Source organism: Mucilaginibacter phenanthrenivorans, from assembly GCF_024721155.1.
In the GTDB taxonomy this organism is placed as follows: Bacteria; Bacteroidota; Bacteroidia; order Sphingobacteriales; family Sphingobacteriaceae; genus Mucilaginibacter; species Mucilaginibacter phenanthrenivorans.
The window spans coordinates 82,207-102,964 of the sequence record NZ_JAHVAP010000007.1; the positions used below are offsets into that span (position 1 = coordinate 82,207).

At 42.2% G+C, this 20,758-nt stretch carries 10 protein-coding genes; all 10 read left to right on the plus strand.

The window, feature by feature from the left end; genetic code table 11:
* The first annotated feature begins 16 nt into the window (after positions 1-16).
* The 10 genes from KXD93_RS17905 to KXD93_RS17950 all read left to right on the plus strand — a co-directional run bounded on the left by KXD93_RS17905 (position 17) and on the right by KXD93_RS17950 (position 20,677).
* Entirely contained in the window at positions 17-1,402 is a 1,386-nt protein-coding gene (locus KXD93_RS17905) for an FGGY-family carbohydrate kinase (protein WP_258138696.1), read from the plus strand.
* Positions 1,399-2,109, plus strand: a complete 711-nt coding sequence (locus KXD93_RS17910; protein ID WP_258138697.1) for a (Fe-S)-binding protein — start codon at positions 1,399-1,401, stop codon at positions 2,107-2,109. Before KXD93_RS17905 ends, KXD93_RS17910 begins: the two co-directional genes overlap by 4 nt.
* Positions 2,110-3,489 carry a LutB/LldF family L-lactate oxidation iron-sulfur protein gene (locus KXD93_RS17915; RefSeq protein WP_258138698.1) on the plus strand — a complete coding sequence of 460 codons (1,380 nt, stop codon included), beginning with the start codon at positions 2,110-2,112 and terminating at the stop codon, positions 3,487-3,489.
* Positions 3,489-4,088: a LutC/YkgG family protein gene (locus tag KXD93_RS17920; RefSeq protein ID WP_258138699.1), complete on the plus strand. Its 600-nt coding sequence runs from the start codon at positions 3,489-3,491 to the stop codon at positions 4,086-4,088. Before KXD93_RS17915 ends, KXD93_RS17920 begins: the two co-directional genes overlap by 1 nt.
* Positions 4,089-4,239: 151 nt before the next feature.
* Positions 4,240-5,130, plus strand: a complete 891-nt coding sequence (locus KXD93_RS17925) for an AraC family transcriptional regulator (protein WP_258138700.1) — start codon at positions 4,240-4,242, stop codon at positions 5,128-5,130.
* 352 nt (positions 5,131-5,482) lie between these two features.
* Positions 5,483-9,652, plus strand: a complete 4,170-nt coding sequence (locus KXD93_RS17930) for a hybrid sensor histidine kinase/response regulator transcription factor (RefSeq protein ID WP_258138702.1) — start codon at positions 5,483-5,485, stop codon at positions 9,650-9,652.
* A gap of 48 nt (positions 9,653-9,700) precedes the next feature.
* Entirely contained in the window at positions 9,701-12,169 is a 2,469-nt protein-coding gene (locus KXD93_RS17935) for a glycoside hydrolase family 95 protein (RefSeq protein ID WP_258138703.1), read from the plus strand.
* A 469-nt stretch (positions 12,170-12,638) separates the two neighbouring features.
* The gene (locus KXD93_RS17940; RefSeq protein WP_258138704.1) at positions 12,639-15,050 is read left to right on the plus strand and encodes a glycoside hydrolase family 31 protein; all 2,412 of its coding nucleotides are present in this window, start codon (positions 12,639-12,641) and stop codon (positions 15,048-15,050) included.
* Positions 15,051-15,825: 775 nt separating this feature from the next.
* Positions 15,826-19,035 (plus strand): SusC/RagA family TonB-linked outer membrane protein, encoded by a 3,210-nt coding sequence (locus tag KXD93_RS17945; protein ID WP_258138705.1) that lies wholly within the window; start codon positions 15,826-15,828, stop codon positions 19,033-19,035.
* Between the two features lie 25 nt (positions 19,036-19,060).
* Positions 19,061-20,677 carry a RagB/SusD family nutrient uptake outer membrane protein gene (locus KXD93_RS17950; RefSeq protein ID WP_258138707.1) on the plus strand — a complete coding sequence of 539 codons (1,617 nt, stop codon included), beginning with the start codon at positions 19,061-19,063 and terminating at the stop codon, positions 20,675-20,677.
* Positions 20,678-20,758: the final 81 nt, after the last annotated feature.

A 20,758-nucleotide genomic window follows, 5' to 3' on the forward strand; every position in this document is an offset into this window, starting at 1 on the left:
AAATATTTACCAGTAAATGAGCGCCATACCCGTAATAGCAATATTTGACGTTGGCAAAACCAACAAAAAGCTGTTTTTATTCGATGAAAATTACCAGATAGTTTTTGAGAAATCGGCCCGTTTTATCGAAACCGTTGATGAAGATGGCTTTGCCTGCGAAAACCTGGAGAGCTTGAGGCTGTCGGTTTTTGATTCGTTGAGCGAAATTTTCAGGCTGAAACAATATGAAGTGAAGGCGGTGAATTTTTCGGCATACGGAGCCAGCTTTGTTTATATTGATGAAGACGGCAAGCCGGTTGCGCCGCTATATAATTATCTCAAAGCGTATCCTGAAGAACTCAGCAGCGAGTTTTATAGAAAATACGGTGGTGAGGAAAAATTCAGTGTTGAAACTGCGTCGCCGGTTTTAGGAAGTTTAAATTCAGGGCTCCAGTTATACCGGTTAAAAAAGGAGAAGCCCGAAGTTTTCAAGAAGATAAAATACGCCCTGCATCTGCCGCAGTACCTGAGTTTTTTACTTTCGGGCAGCGCCTGTTCCGACCTTACCAGCATTGGCTGTCATACCGCTATGTGGGATTTTACACAAAATAGGTATCATGATTGGATAAAACATGAGGGTATTGAATCGAAACTAGCCCCCATTGTTGACGCCGATACCGTGGTGCCGGCACTTTTTCCGGGTAATAGTTATAAGGTAGGTGTTGGCTTGCACGATAGTTCTGCCGCACTTATCCCATACCTTGTAAACTTTAGCGAACCGTTTATTTTAATCTCCACCGGTACCTGGTGTATCAGCCTGAATCCCTTTAATGATTCCCCGTTAACTGTATCGCAGCTTAAGAACGATTGTTTAAGCTACTTGCAATACCAGGGCAAGCCGGTGAAGGCTTCCCGCTTGTTTTCGGGTTTTGAACATGAGCAGCAGGTAAAGCGGATAGCCGAGCATTTTAAAACCGATATCATTAAATACCGGAACGTGGTTTTCGACCAGGACATCATCGATCACCTAAAAAAGAAAAAAATAACCGTCGACGATACAGTTAATGAAAATAAAAAAACTATTTTTGAAACCAGGGACCTTTCTGATTTCAGTGATGACATCGAGGCATACCACCAATTAATAGTCGACCTGGTAAATTTGCAGGTGTTTTCAACGCAGTTGGTGTTAAAGGATACCGCCGTTAAGCGTATTTTTGTTGACGGAGGCTTTAGTAAAAACAGTGTTTATATGCACCTGCTGGCTACGGCCTTTCCGGGTATCGAAGTGTTTGCAGCCTCAATGGCGCAGGCAACCGCAGTTGGTGCAGCCCTGGCCATTCATAAGGAATGGAACAGAAAGAGCATCCCGAATGATATTATAAACTTAAAGTTTTACTCAGCCAGTCAAACCGCTTCCATATGACCGTTGGACTATTTGTTCCGTGTTACGTAGACCAATTTTACCCGGGCGCAGCCATTGCCACTTTGCAATTGCTGGAAAAGCTGGGCGTGGATGTTGCTTACCCGGCTAATCAAACTTGCTGCGGGCAGCCAATGGCAAATTCAGGCTTTGAGCATTTAACCGGCGACTGCAACGCACTCTTCATAAAAAACTTTGCTGAATTTGACTACGTGGTCGCGCCCTCAGGAAGTTGTGTGCTGCATATCAAGGAACATTTACATCACCCCATTAGTGAAAAGATCTACGAGCTGAGCGCGTTTTTAACGGATATATTGAATGTAAAATCATTGCCTGCAAAATTCCCGCACAAAGTTGGGATGCACCAAAGCTGCCATGGTCAGCGCGGGTTACATCTATCACAAATGAGCGAATTGGTGGCACCGCAGTTTTCAAAGCCCGGCAGTTTGCTGAATATGGTTGAAGGAATCGAAATTATCCCGCTGGACAGGATTGATGAATGTTGTGGCTTTGGTGGCACGTTTTGCGTGACCGAAGAAGCGGTATCGGCAAAAATGGGTGTTGACAGGGTAGATGATCACCTGAAACATGGGGCAGAATATATTACCGGTGTCGACATGTCGTGCCTGATGCATATGGAGGGTATCCTGAAGCGAAAAGGCAGCAAGGTAAAAGTTATTCATTTGGCAGAAATTTTAAACGGCGAATAGATGAAGGAGATCCACGCAGAACATGCCGAATTAGCCGGTGAATTTAACAAAGACGAAGACCGTGTTGACTGGCACGACGAAACCCTATGGTGGATCCGTGCTAAGCGCGACAAGGCTGTAAATCAATTGCCTGAATGGGAGCGGCTTCGGGATGCAGCATCGCAGATAAAAGACCATGTGCTGGGTAACCTGGATACTTATTTGGAACAGTTTGAGGCCAACGCATTGCAAAATGGCGTTAAGGTACACTGGGCCGCGAATGCTGAAGAGCATAATAAGATAGTTTACCAGATCATGCTTGACCAGGGCGTGTTGCGCATGGTAAAAAGCAAATCTATGCTTACCGAGGAATGCCATTTGAACGAGTACCTCAAAGAGCATGGCATTGAAGTAATAGATTCTGATTTGGGCGAACGAATCGTGCAACTGGCTGAAGAAGCCCCAAGCCATATCGTATTGCCTTGTATCCATAAAAAAAAGGAAGAAATAGGGGAGCTGTTCCACATTCACCTGGGAACTGAAAAGGGTAATTCCGATCCCCAATTTTTAACCAATACCGCGCGTATACATCTCCGCGAGATTTTCCTTACCCGTAAGGTAGCCCTAACTGGTGTGAACTTTGCCGTTGCCGAAACCGGCGAGATAGTAGTTTGTACCAATGAAGGCAATGCCGATATGGGCGCTCATTTAGCAAACGTGCATATAGCCAGCATGGGGATTGAAAAGATCATCCCCAAAAAAGAACACCTTGGTGTATTTTTAAGATTACTAACGCGAAGCGCTACAGGGCAACCTATTACCACTTATTCCAGCCATTTTAAAACACCACAGAATGGCAGGGAGATGCACATTATTATTGTCGACAACGGCCGAACCCGGCAATTGGGAAGGCCAGATTTTCGCAACTCGCTTAAATGTATCCGTTGCGGAGCATGTATGAATACCTGCCCGGTATACCGGAGAAGTGGTGGCCATAGTTACCACAATGCAATTGCAGGCCCTATAGGCTCTATATTGGCTCCAAACCTGGATATGAAGGATTATGCTGATCTGCCATTTGCATCGACGCTCTGCGGATCATGCTCAAATGTATGCCCGGTAAAAATTGACATCCATCAGCAGTTATATAAATGGCGGCAGGTAATTGTTAAGGAGGGTTATGCAACCAAAACCAAAAAAGTAAGCATGCAGGTAATGAGCAATACATTATCATCGCCAACTGCTTATCACTTAGCTGGAAAAATGGGCCGTTTCGTAATAAAATATGCGCCATTTGCCGTTAATAACCGGCTTAATCCATGGTATAAACAACGCGACTTACCATCGGCGCCTGAGCAATCGTTTGGCGAGTGGTATAAGGAAAATCGAAAGAAACAGTAATGAGCACATCAACGAGCAGAGATAGTATTTTAGGCAAGGTCGCATTGAACAAACCGGAGAGCACACCTCTGCCAGATCTTTCCTTTTTTATAAATGGCACAGCAGCTGTTACAGAACAATTTATTACTATACTAGGCAATATTGGTGGGAAGGCACACCACCGTGAAGGAACGATAGACGAGGTCATCTCAACTATCAAAAACGACTTTCCTGAACTAAAGCGAATTTACAGCTCTGATCCAGATGTTAGACGGGCGCTTGACCTGCAATTTGTCACCCCTGCTTCCGGTCATGCGTTCGAAGACGTGGATGTCGCCATTATTAAAGCCCATTTTGGCGTAGCAGAAAACGGCGCTGTATGGATTACCGATGATTTGATGGGTAACCGGGCTTTACCGTTCATTTGCCAACACCTTGTAGTTATTGTAGATGAGAAGAACCTGGTACCAACTATGCACGAAGCTTATAAAAAGATCGGCTCATCAAAATATAATTATGGTGCGTTTATCGCCGGTCCGTCAAAAACCGCGGATATTGAGCAATCATTGGTATTAGGTGCTCATGGACCAAAATCAATGACGGTGTTTATCATGGCTTAATTCCTATAAGCACTAACAATCGACATAATTGGCTCCCAAACGCGCTTCGGTTAACATTTTTTATACCAAACATTAACTTTCGTGGCATTCCAAAAAACAGGAAACCTATAGTTTTACATTGATAAACTTAGGACTCCAATTTATAACGGCAATGCACCAGGTATTAGCTCCAAACGTAATGCGTGAAATAACGCCCCTTTCTGCGGGCGACTGTTTTACCATAACATCGCGGGAAAGAACGAAATTTGATTTCCCCCTGCATTATCACGATGAATATGAACTAACACTTTTATTAAATGCCAAGGGTGCTAAACGGGTTATTGGCAACAGTATTGGTGTAGTAGACGATGCCGAACTTGTTTTTATCGGCCCAAATCTTTACCATGCGTGGTTTACCCATCAGTGCAAATCGCAGTCGTTTACCGAAATTACCATACAATTTCACCAGGACCTTTTTGATGAACATTTCTTAAACAGGAATCAGTTTTGTTTGATCAGGAACATGTTTAATAATGCCCAACTTGGGATCCTGTTTCCAAGGGATACTGTTAACAACATAGTTGAGCGCATCTTAAACCTGAAACAAAAAACGCAATTTGCGGCGGTACTGGAGCTGCTTTCAATTTTACATACGCTATCTCTTTCTGCAAACACGCAATTACTTTCAGATATAGGTTTTTCTGATGAAAAACTTCCCTACAAAAGCAGGCGTATAGAAAAGGTATTTGAGTTTCTTTTTAATAATTACGAAAGATCAATCACCTTAACCGAAGTGGCGAAAATTGCCAATATGCCCGCAACCTCATTCAGTAGGTTTTTTAAAAAAAGAACCGGGAAGACCTTTGTTGAAAGTCTTAACGAGATCAGGCTTGGCCATGCTTCAAGAATGCTTGCAGATACAGATTTTAATATCACCACTATAGCTTATAGGTGTGGCTTTAACAATATTTCCAACTTCAATCGCATTTTTAAGCTGAAAAAATTGTGCGTTCCTAAAGTGTTTAGGGAAACGTATAACTCAGGCAAAAAGGTTTACATCTAATAAACTCGTCCGTTATTTCGATACACGGTTATCATTTCAGCTACCTGGTGAAAAGGCCGTCGACAATCAATAAAAGCGCCTTTTTGTGGTACTATGCTAACCAATGTCACATTAAATTTAACATTTGTTGCATGCTATTACTTTTAAAAGCTATATTTTTACAGTAAGCATTCTTATAAACCAAAAATTACCGCAGGATCTGTTGATCCCGAAAAACTTACTTAACCCGCTTGACTGACTAAGCCCTGATAAGCGGAAGTAATAAAGCGGTAATTTTTATGAATGTAGAAATTACAATTATAGCAGCGGTATTGTTGCTAGTAAACCGATATAAGGCCAATTTATAAATGTGATGCGTTTTAAAGTATATGTTTCAATTATATTGTGCTTTGTACTGCAACAAAAATTAGTTGCTCAAAACCCTGTTTACCAGTTCTCACACCTGGATATCTCAAACGGACTTTCAATTAACCAGGTTAGTAGCGTTTATAAGGACGCCAGCGGGTTTATGTGGTTCGGCACAATTGGCGGCTTAAACCGGTATGATGGCTATAAATTCAGGGTGTTTAAGCACATGGCTAACAATCCTTCTTCGCTGATAGATAATGCCGTAAAAAACATTTTTGAAGGGCCCGGAAATAAGATCTGGATTAAAACCAATAATGGGTTAAGTATATACGATCCCATCACTGAAAAGTTTTCAAACGATATCGCAGTTCAACTTGCCCGGTATAAGGTTTTAACAGATAAGTTATATCTAATAAAAAAGGATAAGCGTGGCAATTTTTGGTTTCTAACTTATAACGAGGGGCTGTACTGTTATCATCCGAAGGATAGCACAACGGTTTTTATTTGCAGTTATGACAGAACGCCGGTACCTCTGCACTCAAATACAATAACCGATGTAGTGGATGGCGGCAATAATTTTTCCTGGCTGATTTATGACGACGGTGTAATTGACAAGCTTGATACCCGCACCAATACAGTTGTATCAAGCTCAAATAGTTTGGCCAGGTTAAATAACAGTAAACCGGAGCTTTACTCAGGTACCCTGGATAACGACAATAATTTGTGGCTGTTTGCAAGTGAAAGCCCGCTGGGAGTTTACCGCTATAATTTGAGTGCAAAGGGTATTGATCATTTTAGCACCGAAACAGGAGGGATAAGGCTTAATTACAACGTTATCAACAGCATTATACTCGGCGACGATAAAAAAATATGGATAGGTACCGATCACGGCGGGATTAACCTGGTCGACCCGGCAAATAATACCGTGCAATATTTGTTAAACAGGGAGGATGACACCAAATCGTTAAAGGGCAATAGTGTGGTACTTTACAAGGACAACACAGGCATTATTTGGGCCGGAACCTTTAAGCAGGGCATAAGTTATTACCACAAAAGCATTATACAATTTCCGCTTGTGCGCCATTACCTTTCTGATAGCAAAAGCCTGCCCTATGAGGATGTAGATTGTTTTGCCGACGACAACAAAGGCAACCTATGGATAGGCACAAACGGCGGCGGCCTGATCAACTATAATGCTGTAACTAAAAAATATACCCAATTTAAAAATGACGCCAATGATCCCAACAGCCTGGCCAATAACATTGTGATTAGCTTGTGCATTGATCATGAGCACAAACTATGGATAGGTACCTATTTTGGCGGCCTTGATTGTTTTGATGGCACCAGGTTTATCCATTACCGTCATAACGACAACATACCATCGAGTCTCTCAGACGACAGGGTTTATAGTATTATTGAAGATTCATCACAAAAATTATGGGTAGGAACTTTTGCGGGAAGCATTAATATTTTCAACCGGGCGTCAAATAGCTTTTTGCACCCAATCTACCCTATGCTCTCCAACTATACGGCTGTTATTTACGAGGATAAGCAAAAAAACATCTGGATAGGGCGTGATAAGGGGATTGATTTGATAAAACCGGTTACCGGCGAAGTGAGACATTATGTAAATAGTACTCATAATTCCAATAGTTTGATTGCCAACGACGTAAACAGTATAACCCAGGACAGCAAAGGGTTAATGTGGTTTGGCACAAAGGATGGCCTAAGCATTTTAGATGCGTCAACTAATACGTTTTATAACCTTAACGAGGCAAAAGGTTTGCCGGGTAACGATGTTTTAAAGGTTTTGGAGGACAATGCCGGAAAAATATGGATAAGCACAGCAAATGGGCTTGCAAGTATCAGGGCAACCCAAAAAGGTACCGACTATAGCTTCCAGATCAACAAATTTAATGAGTCTGACGGTTTGCAGGGCAGAGAATTTAACGCGTATTCAGCATTCAAAACACGAAACGGACAATTGATATTTGGCGGCGCACATGGGTTTAACCTGTTTAACCCCGAAGGCATAACTATCACCAGACGAAAGCCCCAATTATTGTTTACCGACTTTCAGCTATTTAATAAAAGTATTGCTGTTGGCGATACGATTAACGGAAACGTGATCTTAAAAAACTCGATTGCAGCTACTCACGATTTAACATTGAGCCACAACGAAAATGATTTTAGCATTGAGTTTGCGGATTGCGAATATTTTAACCCGGATAAGATTGCCTATCAATACAGGTTAGACGGATTTGATAAGCAATGGCTTAATGCCCAAAACAGCAACCGGAAAGCGACCTATACCAACCTTGATGCCGGCGACTATGTTTTTAAGGTAAGGGCGGCTAATATTAACGACCCGGAAAATGCAAGTATTATTACACTCAATATTAAGGTATTACCGCCTTTTTGGAAGTCGACATTTGCCTATGTGCTTTACCTGGTTATTATAGCCGGTATTTTGTTTTACGCGCGGCACAAGGGTATCCTTAAACTAAAACAGGAATTTAAACTGAAGGAAGATAAGTTAGAGGAAGAACGGAAAATAGCCAATGAGCGGGCTGAAGCGCGCCGGATGCACCATCTTGACTTGATGAAGATAAAATTCTTTACCAATATCAGCCATGAGTTCCGTACACCCTTGTCATTGATCCTGTCGCCAATTGATGAACTGATCAAGACAACAGATAGCCCGGATCAGCAGCATCACCTGGTGATGATTAAGCGAAATGGCAAACGCCTGCTTAACCTGGTTAATCAGTTGCTGGATTTCAGAAAAATGGAATACAACGAGTTGAAACTTAGTTTGAAAAAGGGCGATATCATCAAATTTATAAAGGATGTTTCTTCCTCGTTTACGGATGTTGCTCATCAAAAACAAATCCAATATCTCTTTGAGAGTGAAACGAGTTCCTTCGTAACTAATTTCGACCATGACAAGGTAGAACGGATCCTTTTTAACCTGTTATCAAACGCGCTAAAATTTACGCCGTCAGGAGGATACATCAGCGTTATTTTGAGTTTGTCTACACCCGATGAATCCTTGCCTGATCAAAGAAGGCTTGAGATAAAGGTGATAGATACGGGTATCGGCATAGCTAAGGAAAACCAGGAAAAGATCTTCGAGCGGTTCTTCCAGGATAGTATGCCCGAAAGCCTGCTTAACCAGGGAAGCGGCATTGGACTGTCAATTACACGGGAATTTGTTAAAATGCATGGCGGTACCATAGAGATAGAAAGTGAACCGGATTATGGAACTTGTTTTACCATTAATCTGCCAGTTCGCAGGCAGCAAGAAGAACAATTGGTTGTTGAGGCGCCGCAAGAGGAACCTGTATACTCTGTAGTGAAAATATCAGAAGATGAACAGAACTCGGCAAAAAAGACAACAATTTTATTAATTGAGGACAACGACGATCTGCGGTTTTACCTGAAGGACAATCTGAAAAACAGCTTTCATATAATTGAAGCGGTAAATGGGAAGGACGGATGGCAAAAGGCGCTTGCCCTGCATCCTAAGCTTATTGTTAGCGACATCAGCATGCCTGAAATGAATGGTTTGGAATTGTGTAAGAAGATCAGGAGTGACAACCGTACAGCATCGATACCTATTATCCTGTTGACGGCATTAACCGGGCAGGAGGATCAATTGGCAGGCCTTGACAGCGGCGCCAACGATTACCTGGTTAAGCCTTTTAACTTCGAGATACTTTTGTCAAAAATTCATGGCTTGCTAAGGATCCAGCAGACGTATAAGAAAACCTACCAAAAACAAATAGAGATCCAGGGGCAGGATATTGTTGTAGTATCAGAAGACGAGAAGTTCCTGAAAAACGCATTGGCCTGCATCGAAACTAATGTCACAAATCCTAATTTCTCGGTAGAGGAACTGAGCAGGCATTTAAACCTGAGCCGGGTATCACTTTACAAAAAGCTGTTAACGCTTACCGGCAAAACCCCGGTTGATTGCATCCGGACCATTCGTTTAAAAAGAGCTGTTCAGCTTTTGGAAAAGAGTAAGCTAAGTATTGCAAACGTTGCTTATGAGGTAGGATTTAATAATGCTGCATATTTTGCCAAAGTGTTCAGGGAGGAATTTGGAATGCTGCCATCGGAGTATATCATTGAACTTCGCAGTAAGGAAAAGGAAGAACCGGTTGTATAGGCACATCAAAAAACATCTATTTATTTAATTAAAAATAAACTTCATTTTATGTTAAGGAAGCTTTTCGTCCTTTTTGTATTTATCTTCCCGTTTTACGCTTTTAGCCAGGATAACCTAAAACTTTGGTACAAAAAACCCGCCAAGGTTTGGACCGATGCGCTGCCGGTTGGCAACGGCAGGCTGGGCGCCATGGTATTCGGCGGTGTTAAGCACGAGCTTATTCAACTAAATGAGGCCACTTTGTGGAGCGGCGGCCCGGTCAAAACCAACGTAAACCCCGGTGCGTATGCGAATTTGCAACTTGCAAGGGAGGCATTGTTTAAAAATGAAGACTATGCAAAGGCTTACAACTATGCTAAGGGGATGCAGGGTTATTACTCTGAATCGTATTTGCCCCTGGGAGATTTAACCATAACACAGAATTTTAAGGACACGGTTACATCAGCCTATTACCGCGATTTGAATATCAGGGATGCGATAACAACAACACGTTTTACCATCGGCGGTGTTACTTACATCCGGCAGGTCATCGTCTCGGCGCCTGACCAGGTGATCATTATACATCTGACCGCTAACAAAATCGGGCAATTGAATTTCAAAATTGGCACTGCAAGTAAATTAAGGCATCATCCTGTAGTTATTTCGGGCAATGAAATAGCTTTAAAAGGAAATGCCCCGTCACACGTACAACCTAATTACGTAGAGTCGAGCGACCCGATTACCTACGACAGTACAGGATGCAGGGGAATGCGTTTTGAATTGCAGGTAAAGGCAATAAACAGAGACGGACAAGTAAGTGCTGATACCAGCGGAATCTCCGTCAAAAATGCTACTGAAGTAACCATTTTTCTTTCAGCGGCAACCAGCTTTAATGGATTTGAAAAATGTCCGGGCACCGATGGCAAGGATGAGCATAAGCTTGCTTCGTCGAACATGAAAAGGGCTTCTGTTTTGCCCTGGTCAGTGTTGCTTTTAGGACATGAGGCCGATTACCACCATTTCTTTAACCGGGTGTCATTTAAGCTCGCCACACCTGCAGACAATCGGAATGCATCGCTGCCTACTGATGAGCGATTAGTTTCCTATACAAAAGGCACGAAGGATCCGGAACTGGAAACGCTTTATTTTCAATATGGCCGGTATCTGTTGATCTCCAGTTCGCGGACGCTGGGTGTTCCCGCCAATTTGCAGGGGATTTGGAACAAGGAACTACAACCACCATGGAGCTCGAACTATACTACTAATATTAACGTGCAGATGAACTACTGGCCGGCAGAAGTCGCGAACCTTTCTGAAATGCATATGCCGTTTATTGATTTTATCAGGAACATTGCAGTCACCGGTAAAGTTACGGCAACGGAATTTTATCATGCTAAAGGCTGGGCGGTACACCATAACAGCGATATCTGGGCACTTTCAAACCCTGTTGGTGATAAGGGTAACGGCGACCCCACCTGGGCCAACTGGACAATGGGGTCGCCATGGCTTTCGCAGCACTTGTGGTGGCATTACCAGTTTACAAAGGATAAAAAATATCTGCGCGAGGTGGCATACCCGCTAATGAAGGGTGCGGCGGAGTTTTGTGAGGATTGGTTGGTGACTGATAAAGATGGGTATTTGGTAACGGCGCCATCAGTATCACCCGAAAATGCGTTTTTTGACAGCAATGGTAAAAGAGCAAGCGTATCAATCGCCACTACAATGGATATGTCCATCATTCGCGACCTGTTTAATAATGTGATAGATGCCAGTAATGAGCTGGGAACAGATAAGGCATTCCGTGATTCCATCATTGCGAAGAAGGCAAAACTATACCCCTTCCAAATTGGTAAAAAAGGTAACCTGCAGGAATGGTATAAGGATTTTGAAGATCCGGAGCCACACCACAGGCATGTTTCACATCTGTTTGGACTATTTCCCGGCCACCAGATCTCGCCTGTAAAAACGCCTGAACTAACCGCCGCTGCAAAAAAGACACTTGAGTTAAGGGGTGACGAAGGTACCGGTTGGAGCCTCGCCTGGAAAATTAACTTTTGGGCGCGATTGCTCGATGGTAACCACAGTTATAAGATGATAAAGGACCTTTTGCGTGCCACGAATGTGGAGGGCACCAATTATTCGGGCGGTGGCGGCTCGTATATTAACCTTTTTGACGCGCATCCGCCGTTCCAGATAGACGGAAATTTTGGTGGACTTACGGGGATGACCGAAATGCTTTTGCAAAGCCAGGAAAATGAAATTTACTTGTTACCTGCCTTGCCGGATGCCTGGGCAACAGGACAGATTAGTGGGCTAAAGGCGAGGGGCAATTTTGAGGTAGGCATAAGCTGGAAAAATAAGAAACTGTTTAAGGCATCCATATTGTCCGTTGTCGGCGGCAGGTGCACCATCAGGAGTAATGAACCGATAAAGGTTGTAACAATAAGCGCTGTTGCAAAGAAAACTGCCAATGGCTATGTGATTAGTTTCGAATCAAAAAAAGGCGTAAGATATAGTATTACCGGCACAGGCAAATGATATAATAAATTGGTTCCCCCGGAGGTAACAGCCCGGTTGCAAGTTACCAGGTAGCTTGTAACCGGGCTGTTGTTTTATGCAATCAGTTGGGGGAGGGATTTAATACCGCCGCCAAATACGCCACTGCTAAATGTTGGCTGGTTCCACCGTATGCCAAATAGCCTTTAACATTTGTAATGGAATGGATCAGCCAGGTAAGCAAAAATTAGAAATTTATCAGGTCCATTTTTGCCCTGTATTATCAAATCATGTAGCTGGTTAACAAAACTGCTATGCCGGCCCGCCAGAAATTTATTATTTCACCTCCAAAACAACCCCTTAGTAAACATTTGTGTTATAGATTTTAAAAAATCTGTTATTCCGTTTTAAAAATCGACGTTAGTTTTACCGCCACGTTTTATTTGCTATACAATAAACCCCATTTGTAAAAACAACATAAGCCTTTATAAATCTTATAATTAATCCTAACGTGAAAAGAAGTTTAAACAGATCGCTTATTTTAAAATCAGCTGCATTTTTAATTTTTAGCCTGGCATCGTTTCAAATAACCAGTGCCTCGGTAAAATCTTATACTAAAAACGATAACGGCGTCGTCTTCAGGCTCGATAAAGGGTTGATGAATATAAGGATTTGTAAGGCTGACATTATTGAGGTTAGGTATACCATATTTAACACATTCCCGGTAAAAAACTCGTTGGTTGTAAATAACACCTGGAAGGAAAAATCGCCTTTTACAGTTGCGGAGCATGGCGGCCAAATTGTAATCAGCACATCACGGCTAAATATCAGTATTAACAAAGCCACAAACGCTATCACCTACACCAACAAAAAAGGCGTAGCGGTAACTTCTGAGGCTTCTGAAAACAAAAGCATGAACAGCGCAACAATTGCCGGTATCAATACTTACAACTGCAATACGGCTTTTAATTCCCCGGCTGACGAAGCGCTTTTTGGACTTGGTTGTCACCCTGAGGATTCGCTCTCTATCAATTATAAGGGGCGTAACCAGCAGATGCTGATCAAGTATATGACAGGCGCAATCCCTGTTATGTTATCCACAAAAGGATATGGCCTATTGTGGGACAACTATTCGGCGTCGAATTTCTATGGCGCTGAAGCAGAGAATTCACAATACAAATATGTATCAGAAAGCGGCAAAATGGTAGATTACTACTTTTTCTACGGCCCTGACTTCGATCGTATTATTGATCTGTACAGAACAGCAACAGGTAAGGCGCCAATGTACCCGAAATGGGCGTTTGGATTGTTTCAGTCGCAGGACAAATACAACAGGCAGGACGAAATTTTGGGCGTGAAGGACAATTACCGCAATAACCACATCCCGGTTGATGCCATTGTGCAGGATTGGTACTGGTGGTCGCCATTACCTATCGGCTCACATATTATGAGTAAGGAGAGATACCCGGATCCAAAGGCGATGATTGATGAACTGCACAAGGCAAATATGCACGCCATGATCTCTATCTGGCCGGTATTTGGAAGCGGAACAAAGGATTTTGATGACCTGAAAAGCAAAGGCTTTTTAACAAGTATAACCTGGGATAATTTTGTTACACACACATGGGACACTTATTACGACGCGCATAACCCCAAAGCCAGGCAACGCTACTGGGAGCAGGCAAGGGATAGCGTTATTAAGCGCTACGGCTGGGACGCCTGGTGGGTTGATCAATGCGAACCTGATAACGGCTCGCTGCTGGATGAGCGCCGCAAAGCTGATTTTTCAGTCGGTAAAGGGATTGATTATTTTAATACTTACTCGTTAGAGCATTCAAAAGGGCTTTACCAGGGCTGGCGCAAAGACATAGCGGGTAAACGCAGCTTTTTGTTGATCCGCCAATCATTTGCCGGGGAGCAACGCAATGCGGCTACGCTTTGGTCGTCAGACATTAGTTGTTCGTTTGCATCTCTTCGCAATCAAATTCCACAGGGAATTAATGCATGTGTGTCGGGGATCCCTTACTGGACGTCTGATATCGGTGGCTACATGTCGCGTATTGATAAGGACGGAATTCCTGATTGGTCGAAACCGCAATACCGCGAACTATTTACCCGCTGGTTCCAGTTCGGAACATTCAGCCCTATCATGCGGATCCATGGCAAGGGAGAAAGGGCATTATTCTCAAGCAATTGGGATGATAAAACAAAAGGCATCCTGTTAAATTATGATAAGTTGCGTTATCGCCTGCTGCCATATGTTTATTCGCTTTCAGCAAGGGTGACCAATGATAATTACACCATAATGCGCGCCCTGGCATTTGATTTCAGGGATGATAAAAATGTGTACGCCATTCCTGATCAATATATGTTTGGTCCCGCATTTTTGGTGAACCCGGTAACCAGCCAGCTATACACAGGCAAGGATGCAAGCGCAGAAACCAAAACAAGAAAAGTTTACTTGCCAAAGGGAAGCAAATGGTATAATTTCTGGACAGGCGAATCGCTTGATGGCGGCCAGTCGGTTGACGCACCTGCACCAATTGAAACGATGCCGCTTTATGTTAAGGCCGGATCAATTGTACCTATGGGCCCAAATGTGGAATATGCTAATCAAAACCCATCGGGCGCTATTGAATTACGCATTTACAAGGGAGCAAATGGCGAGTTTAAATTTTATGAAGATGAAAATGATAACTACAATTACGAAAAGGGTAATTCGTCAACATTCAGCTTTAAATGGAACGATAAATTAAGCCAGCTTACCATTACTGCCCGCAAGGGATCCTTCCCGGCAATGATGAAAACGCACACATTCAATATTGTAATTGTTAAGGATGGACATGGCTCAGATATCGGTATCAGCAACAAGGCGGACAAAACCGTTAGCTATGCAGGTAAACAGGTAGTGGTTAAAATATAACCAATGTAGGGTTAAATATTGTACAAATTTAAATCATGAATTTAAGTTGAAGTACGGTATTTCGACACGGTAATTTCATTAGTTAATAAATAGCATATTATCGCATAATACGCTTATCCTATAGTGATACCAATTAACCAGGCCAGTTTTACTGCCTGGTTTTTTTATGCCTTTACTGTATTAATTTAGTTATCATAACCGATGCTCTCATAGGGTTATGTATAGTGAATGAAAAACGGCAAGTCTTTAAATCGTCTGAAAAAGCAGCTGCAGATTTTACTACGTTTTTGGTTTAGATATATAAAAATGCCGCAACACTGATTTTTATCGCGTGTGATATTTCTAAACAGGATTACACTGGTTTACGCTAATCTATTATAAGGTGTATTTATAGCATTATATGGCCAGATGTTGATTTAGGATGCGAATAACGTTAAAATAGTATATCACTATTTTAGCATTTATTGATGAAATTTTGATGTTTATTTTGTTAAATATTTGATAATCAATAATATATAAATCGATTAACATTTGTGCTATATTCATTATCAATACTGTTACTGGTTTGATACGGTCATTTATACTTTTATAAAAGAAACCAATTATCAAAAACCGAAGCTTGTTGCAAACTGAACAGTGATTATAAATGGATGTACATGGGTTGTAATAGCTACGCTTAATGTAATTGATACCAGTAATAGTTTTTGTTGTTTGCGATGAATTTTTGTAGACCAATTTAACAACGTATAAATCCAATTAATTTAAATGAATCGAAATGAAGAAAGATTTACTTTTTAACAATTTCAATAGTTTCAAAAAGGCGATGCTCGTTTTTTTGCTTACTTTATTTACCTGTTACGCTGCGGTTGCCCAAACCCGGCAAGTTACAGGTAATGTATCTGCTACCGACGGCACACCGATTCCGGGTGCCAGCGTTAAGGTTAAAGGAACTTCAACAGGTGTTACAACTGATGTTAATGGTTCCTTTACACTATCGGTTCCAAATAATGCAACCCTGATTTTTAGCTTTGTTGGCTATGAATCACAGGAAATTCCAGTAGGCGCCAGCAATACTTACAGTGTTAAGTTAACGCCGACCGTGAACAGTTTAACTGAAGTGGTTGTAGTGTCGGTGGGTTATGGTACTACCAAACGTACAGACCTTACAGGGTCTATCAGCTCAGTTTCGGCCGCTACAATTGCTAAAATACCTGTAACATCAATTGACCAGGCTTTACAAGGTCGCGCTGCCGGTGTGCAGGTTACCAATAATGATGGCGCACCGGGTAACGGGGTTAGCGTTGTGATCAGGGGCGTGGGAAGTTTAAATAGCAATGACCCGCTGTACGTTGTAGACGGTTACCCGATCTCGGGCGGCCTTAACAATATCAACCCCAACGATATTGCCACTATTGATGTATTGAAAGATGCGTCGGCTACAGCAATTTATGGGGTTAGGGCAGCTAATGGTGTAGTGATCATTTCCACTAAAAAAGGAAGAAAGAATGGCACCCAAATTTCCCTTGATGCTTATGGCTCTGTGCAAACCAGGCCTAAAGAGTATAAGGTATTAAATGCAGAACAATGGGCTACACTCGCCAATCAGGACCATGCCGTTGAAGGTGGGTTTAATGAATTGCCTGAATGGAGCACTCCGTCATCGTTAACTAATGTCGACTGGCAAAAAGCTGTTTATCGCAGCGGGTTGAAACAAGATTATAACCTTGCGATTAGAGGAGGTAACGATAAAGTTCAAACGGCATTTTCAGCCGGGTACTACAATCAGAAAGGCATAGTGCTGGGTTCGTATTTTAAAAGATTAAATCTTGGTATGAATGTAGATTATAAAGTTGAAAACTGGCTTAAATCTTCATCGAGCGCCAAATATTCGCGACAAGATCAGAACAACCCTTTCGGAACAGGTTCGCTGGGACAATTAACAGAACTTATTCCTACTATAACAGGCAATAAAAACACCAACCAGATTAAAGATGCAAATGGTAACTATGGTTTTTATAACCCGGTGAACATCTATACAAAAAGCTGGGGTAACCCGGTTTATAATATCGAAACCAATGATTATAAAAACCTGAACAATTATTTCCTCGCCAATTCATCATTGGAAGCCAGTATTATCGAAGGTCTTAAAATAAAAACCAATGCTGGTGTGAATGTGAGCGATTTTTCCGGTTATTATTTTCAACCCCAGGATGACCGTTCCAATGACCAATATAACCTGGGCGGGCCCAACCAACTTAGTGTTTATTCTCAATCGGCTAATAACACTTTTGAATGGCTTTGGGAAAATACCATTTCATACAACAGAACTTTCGGCAAACATAATATAGATTTTGTAGGTGGTGTTTCTGAACAGGAAAACACTTTCAGGCAAGTTGGCGGCGCCGGTAATAATTTACCGAATAATGCCATAAGAGATTTGGGCCAGGTTCAAAATCTTACGGCTTTTGGAAACCAGCAAACCTATTCCCTTGCTTCGCAATTTGCTAGGTTAAGCTATAAATTTAATGATAGATATCTCATCACAGGTACAGTAAGACGGGATGGATCTTCCAAGTTTGATAAGGGTCATCAATATGGCGTTTTCCCTTCGGGAGCTATTGCCTGGAAGGCCAAAGAAGAATCATTCTTTAAAAGTGTCGACTGGTTATCCGATCTGAAGTTCAGAGGCAGTTATGGCGAGGTTGGTAACCAGGGTTCGATAGGCCTGTTTCAATATGCAGCTTTGTACACATCCGGTGGCCCTGCAAGTTCAGGCAATAACGTAGGCTATGCATTTAATAAAGTTTATCAGCCCGGAATTGCGCTTACCCAACTGGAGAACCAAAATTTAAAATGGGAGACTGACAATCAAACTGATATAGGTATGGACGTTGCTTTTTTACATGGCGACCTAACATTCACTGTTGATTATTACAATAAAAAATCGAAAGACTTTCTATTAACGCTGCCTACTGCAACACAAACAGGCTTTGCATATCAAACGCAGAACGTTGGCAGCATAGATAATAAGGGATTTGAATTTTCGATGAATTACAACCATTCAATAAAGGATTTCAAATATGGTGTAGGCTTATCGGTTACTACTGTAAACAATAAGCTTTTAAGTATCAATAAGAACACAAGTTTCATAAACAACCTCGTTACTTTAGGTGGCTTAACTGCCGATGGTTGGGGTACGTTCAGCCAGACAAATATTGGCCAGCCGGTTGGAGAGTTTTATGGTTATAAATCGCTTGGCATCTTCCAAACGCAAGCTCAAATTGATAACTTAAATGCAAAGGCCGCGGCACTGCATCCAAGTACGCCTTATTATCAAAAGGCAACCACGCAACCCGGCGATCGTTATTATGAAGATACCAATGGCGATGGCCAGATAACTCCTTCAGACAGAACTAGCTTAGGTAGCCCGCTTCCCAAATTTTATGGTGGTTTAAACCTTGACCTGACTTATAAGGCGTTTGATTTTAACGCATACTTCTATGGTACTTATGGCAACAAGATCTTTAATTACCAGGAAAGAACGCTAGAGAGCTTCCAGGCTCCTGGATTTGTTGGAGTTGAAAATGTCGGCGTGAATTATTATCTGAACCATTGGTCGCCAACCAATCCTTCAAACCGTTACGCCAGGGTTACCTACAATGATGACGTAAGCGGCAATAATGTTGCTTCAAGTCAATATGTTGAAAACGGTAGTTATCTGCGGTTAAGAAACGTTACAATAGGCTATACTTTGCCAACTGACCTGCTAAAAAAGATTTTTGTAACCAGGATAAGGTTATATTTTTCTGCTCAAAACCTGTTAACTTTTACAAAATACAGCGGGCTTGATCCTGAAATTGGAAATCCAAGTGGTACAAACCCGCAAACAGGGGCTACCCAGGGAAGTGCAACAGCATCAGGTGTAGACGAGGGTACTTATCCGTCCTCTAAATTTTATACATTAGGAATAAACGTAACGTTTTAATAACGAGAAGATAAAATATAAAGATATGAAAATCAATAAAATATATGCCCTTATAGCCTTGTGTGCGGCATTGATGATTCCACTGAGTTGTAAAAAGAACTTCCTGGATCAAACTGATTCACAACAAACCACTGCGAGCGCTTTCTTCAATAAAGCAAGCGATGGCGTAGCCCTAATAAACGCGATATATGACACCTATCAGAATGCCGATCTGTTAAAGAAGTCGATCTGGTACTACGCCAATTTTCAAACGCATGATTTTTTCAACTGGGGTAATGACAGGTTTTACAATACCTATGCAATCCCTTCTGATTTTTCGGCCATTGAAACTTTTTGGACACGTGCATATGTCGGTATAGCAAGGGCAAATTCTGCATTACCGATTATTGCAGATATGAAAACCAGGGGAGTACTTACTGCAGATCTGGCGAACCGCTTAACCGGTGAAACTTATTTTCTGCGCGGTATGACCTATTATTATCTTGGGGCCAGTTTTGGCGGTGTTCCGTTAGAGCTGACAACAGGTGCAAACCTTGGTTTAAAACCAAGAAGCACCCAGGATGAAGTATTTAACCAGGTAATATCAGACTTAAAGACCGCAGCTTCCTTATTGCCATGGAAAGAAGACCTTCCGACTACTGAAATAGGACGGGCTACAAAAGGCGCTGCCTATGGCTTTCTCGGCGCCGCGCAAATGTGGGTTAAGGATTATACAGGTGCTTTGGCGTCATTCAATCAGTTGAATGGTAAATACACACTATTGCCAAATTTTATCGACGTAAACGAATACGACCATCAAAACAGCCCTGAATCGTTATTCGAAGTTCAGTTTGATGTGGCCGGTACACAAAGCTGGGGTGCAGGAAACGAAGTTGCATGGATCTCGGATTTTAGCTGGCCGGAAGAAATTTCAAATTTTGGTTATGATTATGCTAATGATGGGCTGTATAATTCTTTCCAAAATGGAGATAAGCGTAAGCTGGCAACGGTTATTGGCCCGGGCGATCCAAACATCAGCCCCGGAATTATTGGCAGGGGTGGCATAGCGGGTTATCCATTGGTTAAAGCAGGCTTTGCAGCAGGTGACGCGCGTTATATAGGCGATGATGGCAAAATAATCAATACGTGCGGAACAAAGACTAAGCCATGGCGCGGATCAGACAACACTCAATTGCGTACAGGCTACTATTGCGAGAAAATGTGGCGTGACCCGACACTTGACGCTAATTCAGGAAATTCAACAATTTTTGGTGCACAAAACCAAATCTTGTTACGCTATGCCGAAGTTTTGTTGAGTAAAGCAGAATGCCAGATAAGGAACGGTGATGTACCCGGAGGGTTGGCTACCTTGAAAATTGTAAGAGACCGGGCCTGGGGTGGTGCAGCCCCGGCTATAATGCAAGACGGGGATAAAACAACGCCGATAACCGATCCATTACAAATGGTATATAGCGAATACAGGCACGAGCTTACAGGTGAATACTCCACTTTTTATGATTTGAGAAGAGCGGGGGTAGCTATCGATTTTGTCAGGGCTACTTACGGGGTAACAATTCCGGCTGGCCGTGACTTATATCCAATTCCACAAATAGAGCGCGGGCTAAATCCAAACTTAACCCAAAATCCTGCCTACGGTAATTAAATTTTATTAGTTAATTAAATACGGGCTCTCGGATTACGATCCGAGAGCCTTTTTAATTAAAAGCCCGTTTTTTAATCATCG

Coding starts and splice junctions, on each gene's coding strand:
- KXD93_RS17925 (WP_258138700.1), top strand. CDS start 4,240: ATGCACCAGGTATTAGCTCCAAACGTAATGCGTGAAATAACGCCCCTT.
- KXD93_RS17950 (WP_258138707.1), top strand. CDS start 19,061: ATGAAAATCAATAAAATATATGCCCTTATAGCCTTGTGTGCGGCATTG.
- KXD93_RS17910 (WP_258138697.1), top strand. CDS start 1,399: ATGACCGTTGGACTATTTGTTCCGTGTTACGTAGACCAATTTTACCCG.
- KXD93_RS17915 (WP_258138698.1), top strand. CDS start 2,110: ATGAAGGAGATCCACGCAGAACATGCCGAATTAGCCGGTGAATTTAAC.
- KXD93_RS17935 (WP_258138703.1), top strand. CDS start 9,701: ATGTTAAGGAAGCTTTTCGTCCTTTTTGTATTTATCTTCCCGTTTTAC.
- KXD93_RS17945 (WP_258138705.1), top strand. CDS start 15,826: ATGAAGAAAGATTTACTTTTTAACAATTTCAATAGTTTCAAAAAGGCG.
- KXD93_RS17930 (WP_258138702.1), top strand. CDS start 5,483: ATGCGTTTTAAAGTATATGTTTCAATTATATTGTGCTTTGTACTGCAA.
- KXD93_RS17905 (WP_258138696.1), top strand. CDS start 17: ATGAGCGCCATACCCGTAATAGCAATATTTGACGTTGGCAAAACCAAC.
- KXD93_RS17920 (WP_258138699.1), top strand. CDS start 3,489: ATGAGCACATCAACGAGCAGAGATAGTATTTTAGGCAAGGTCGCATTG.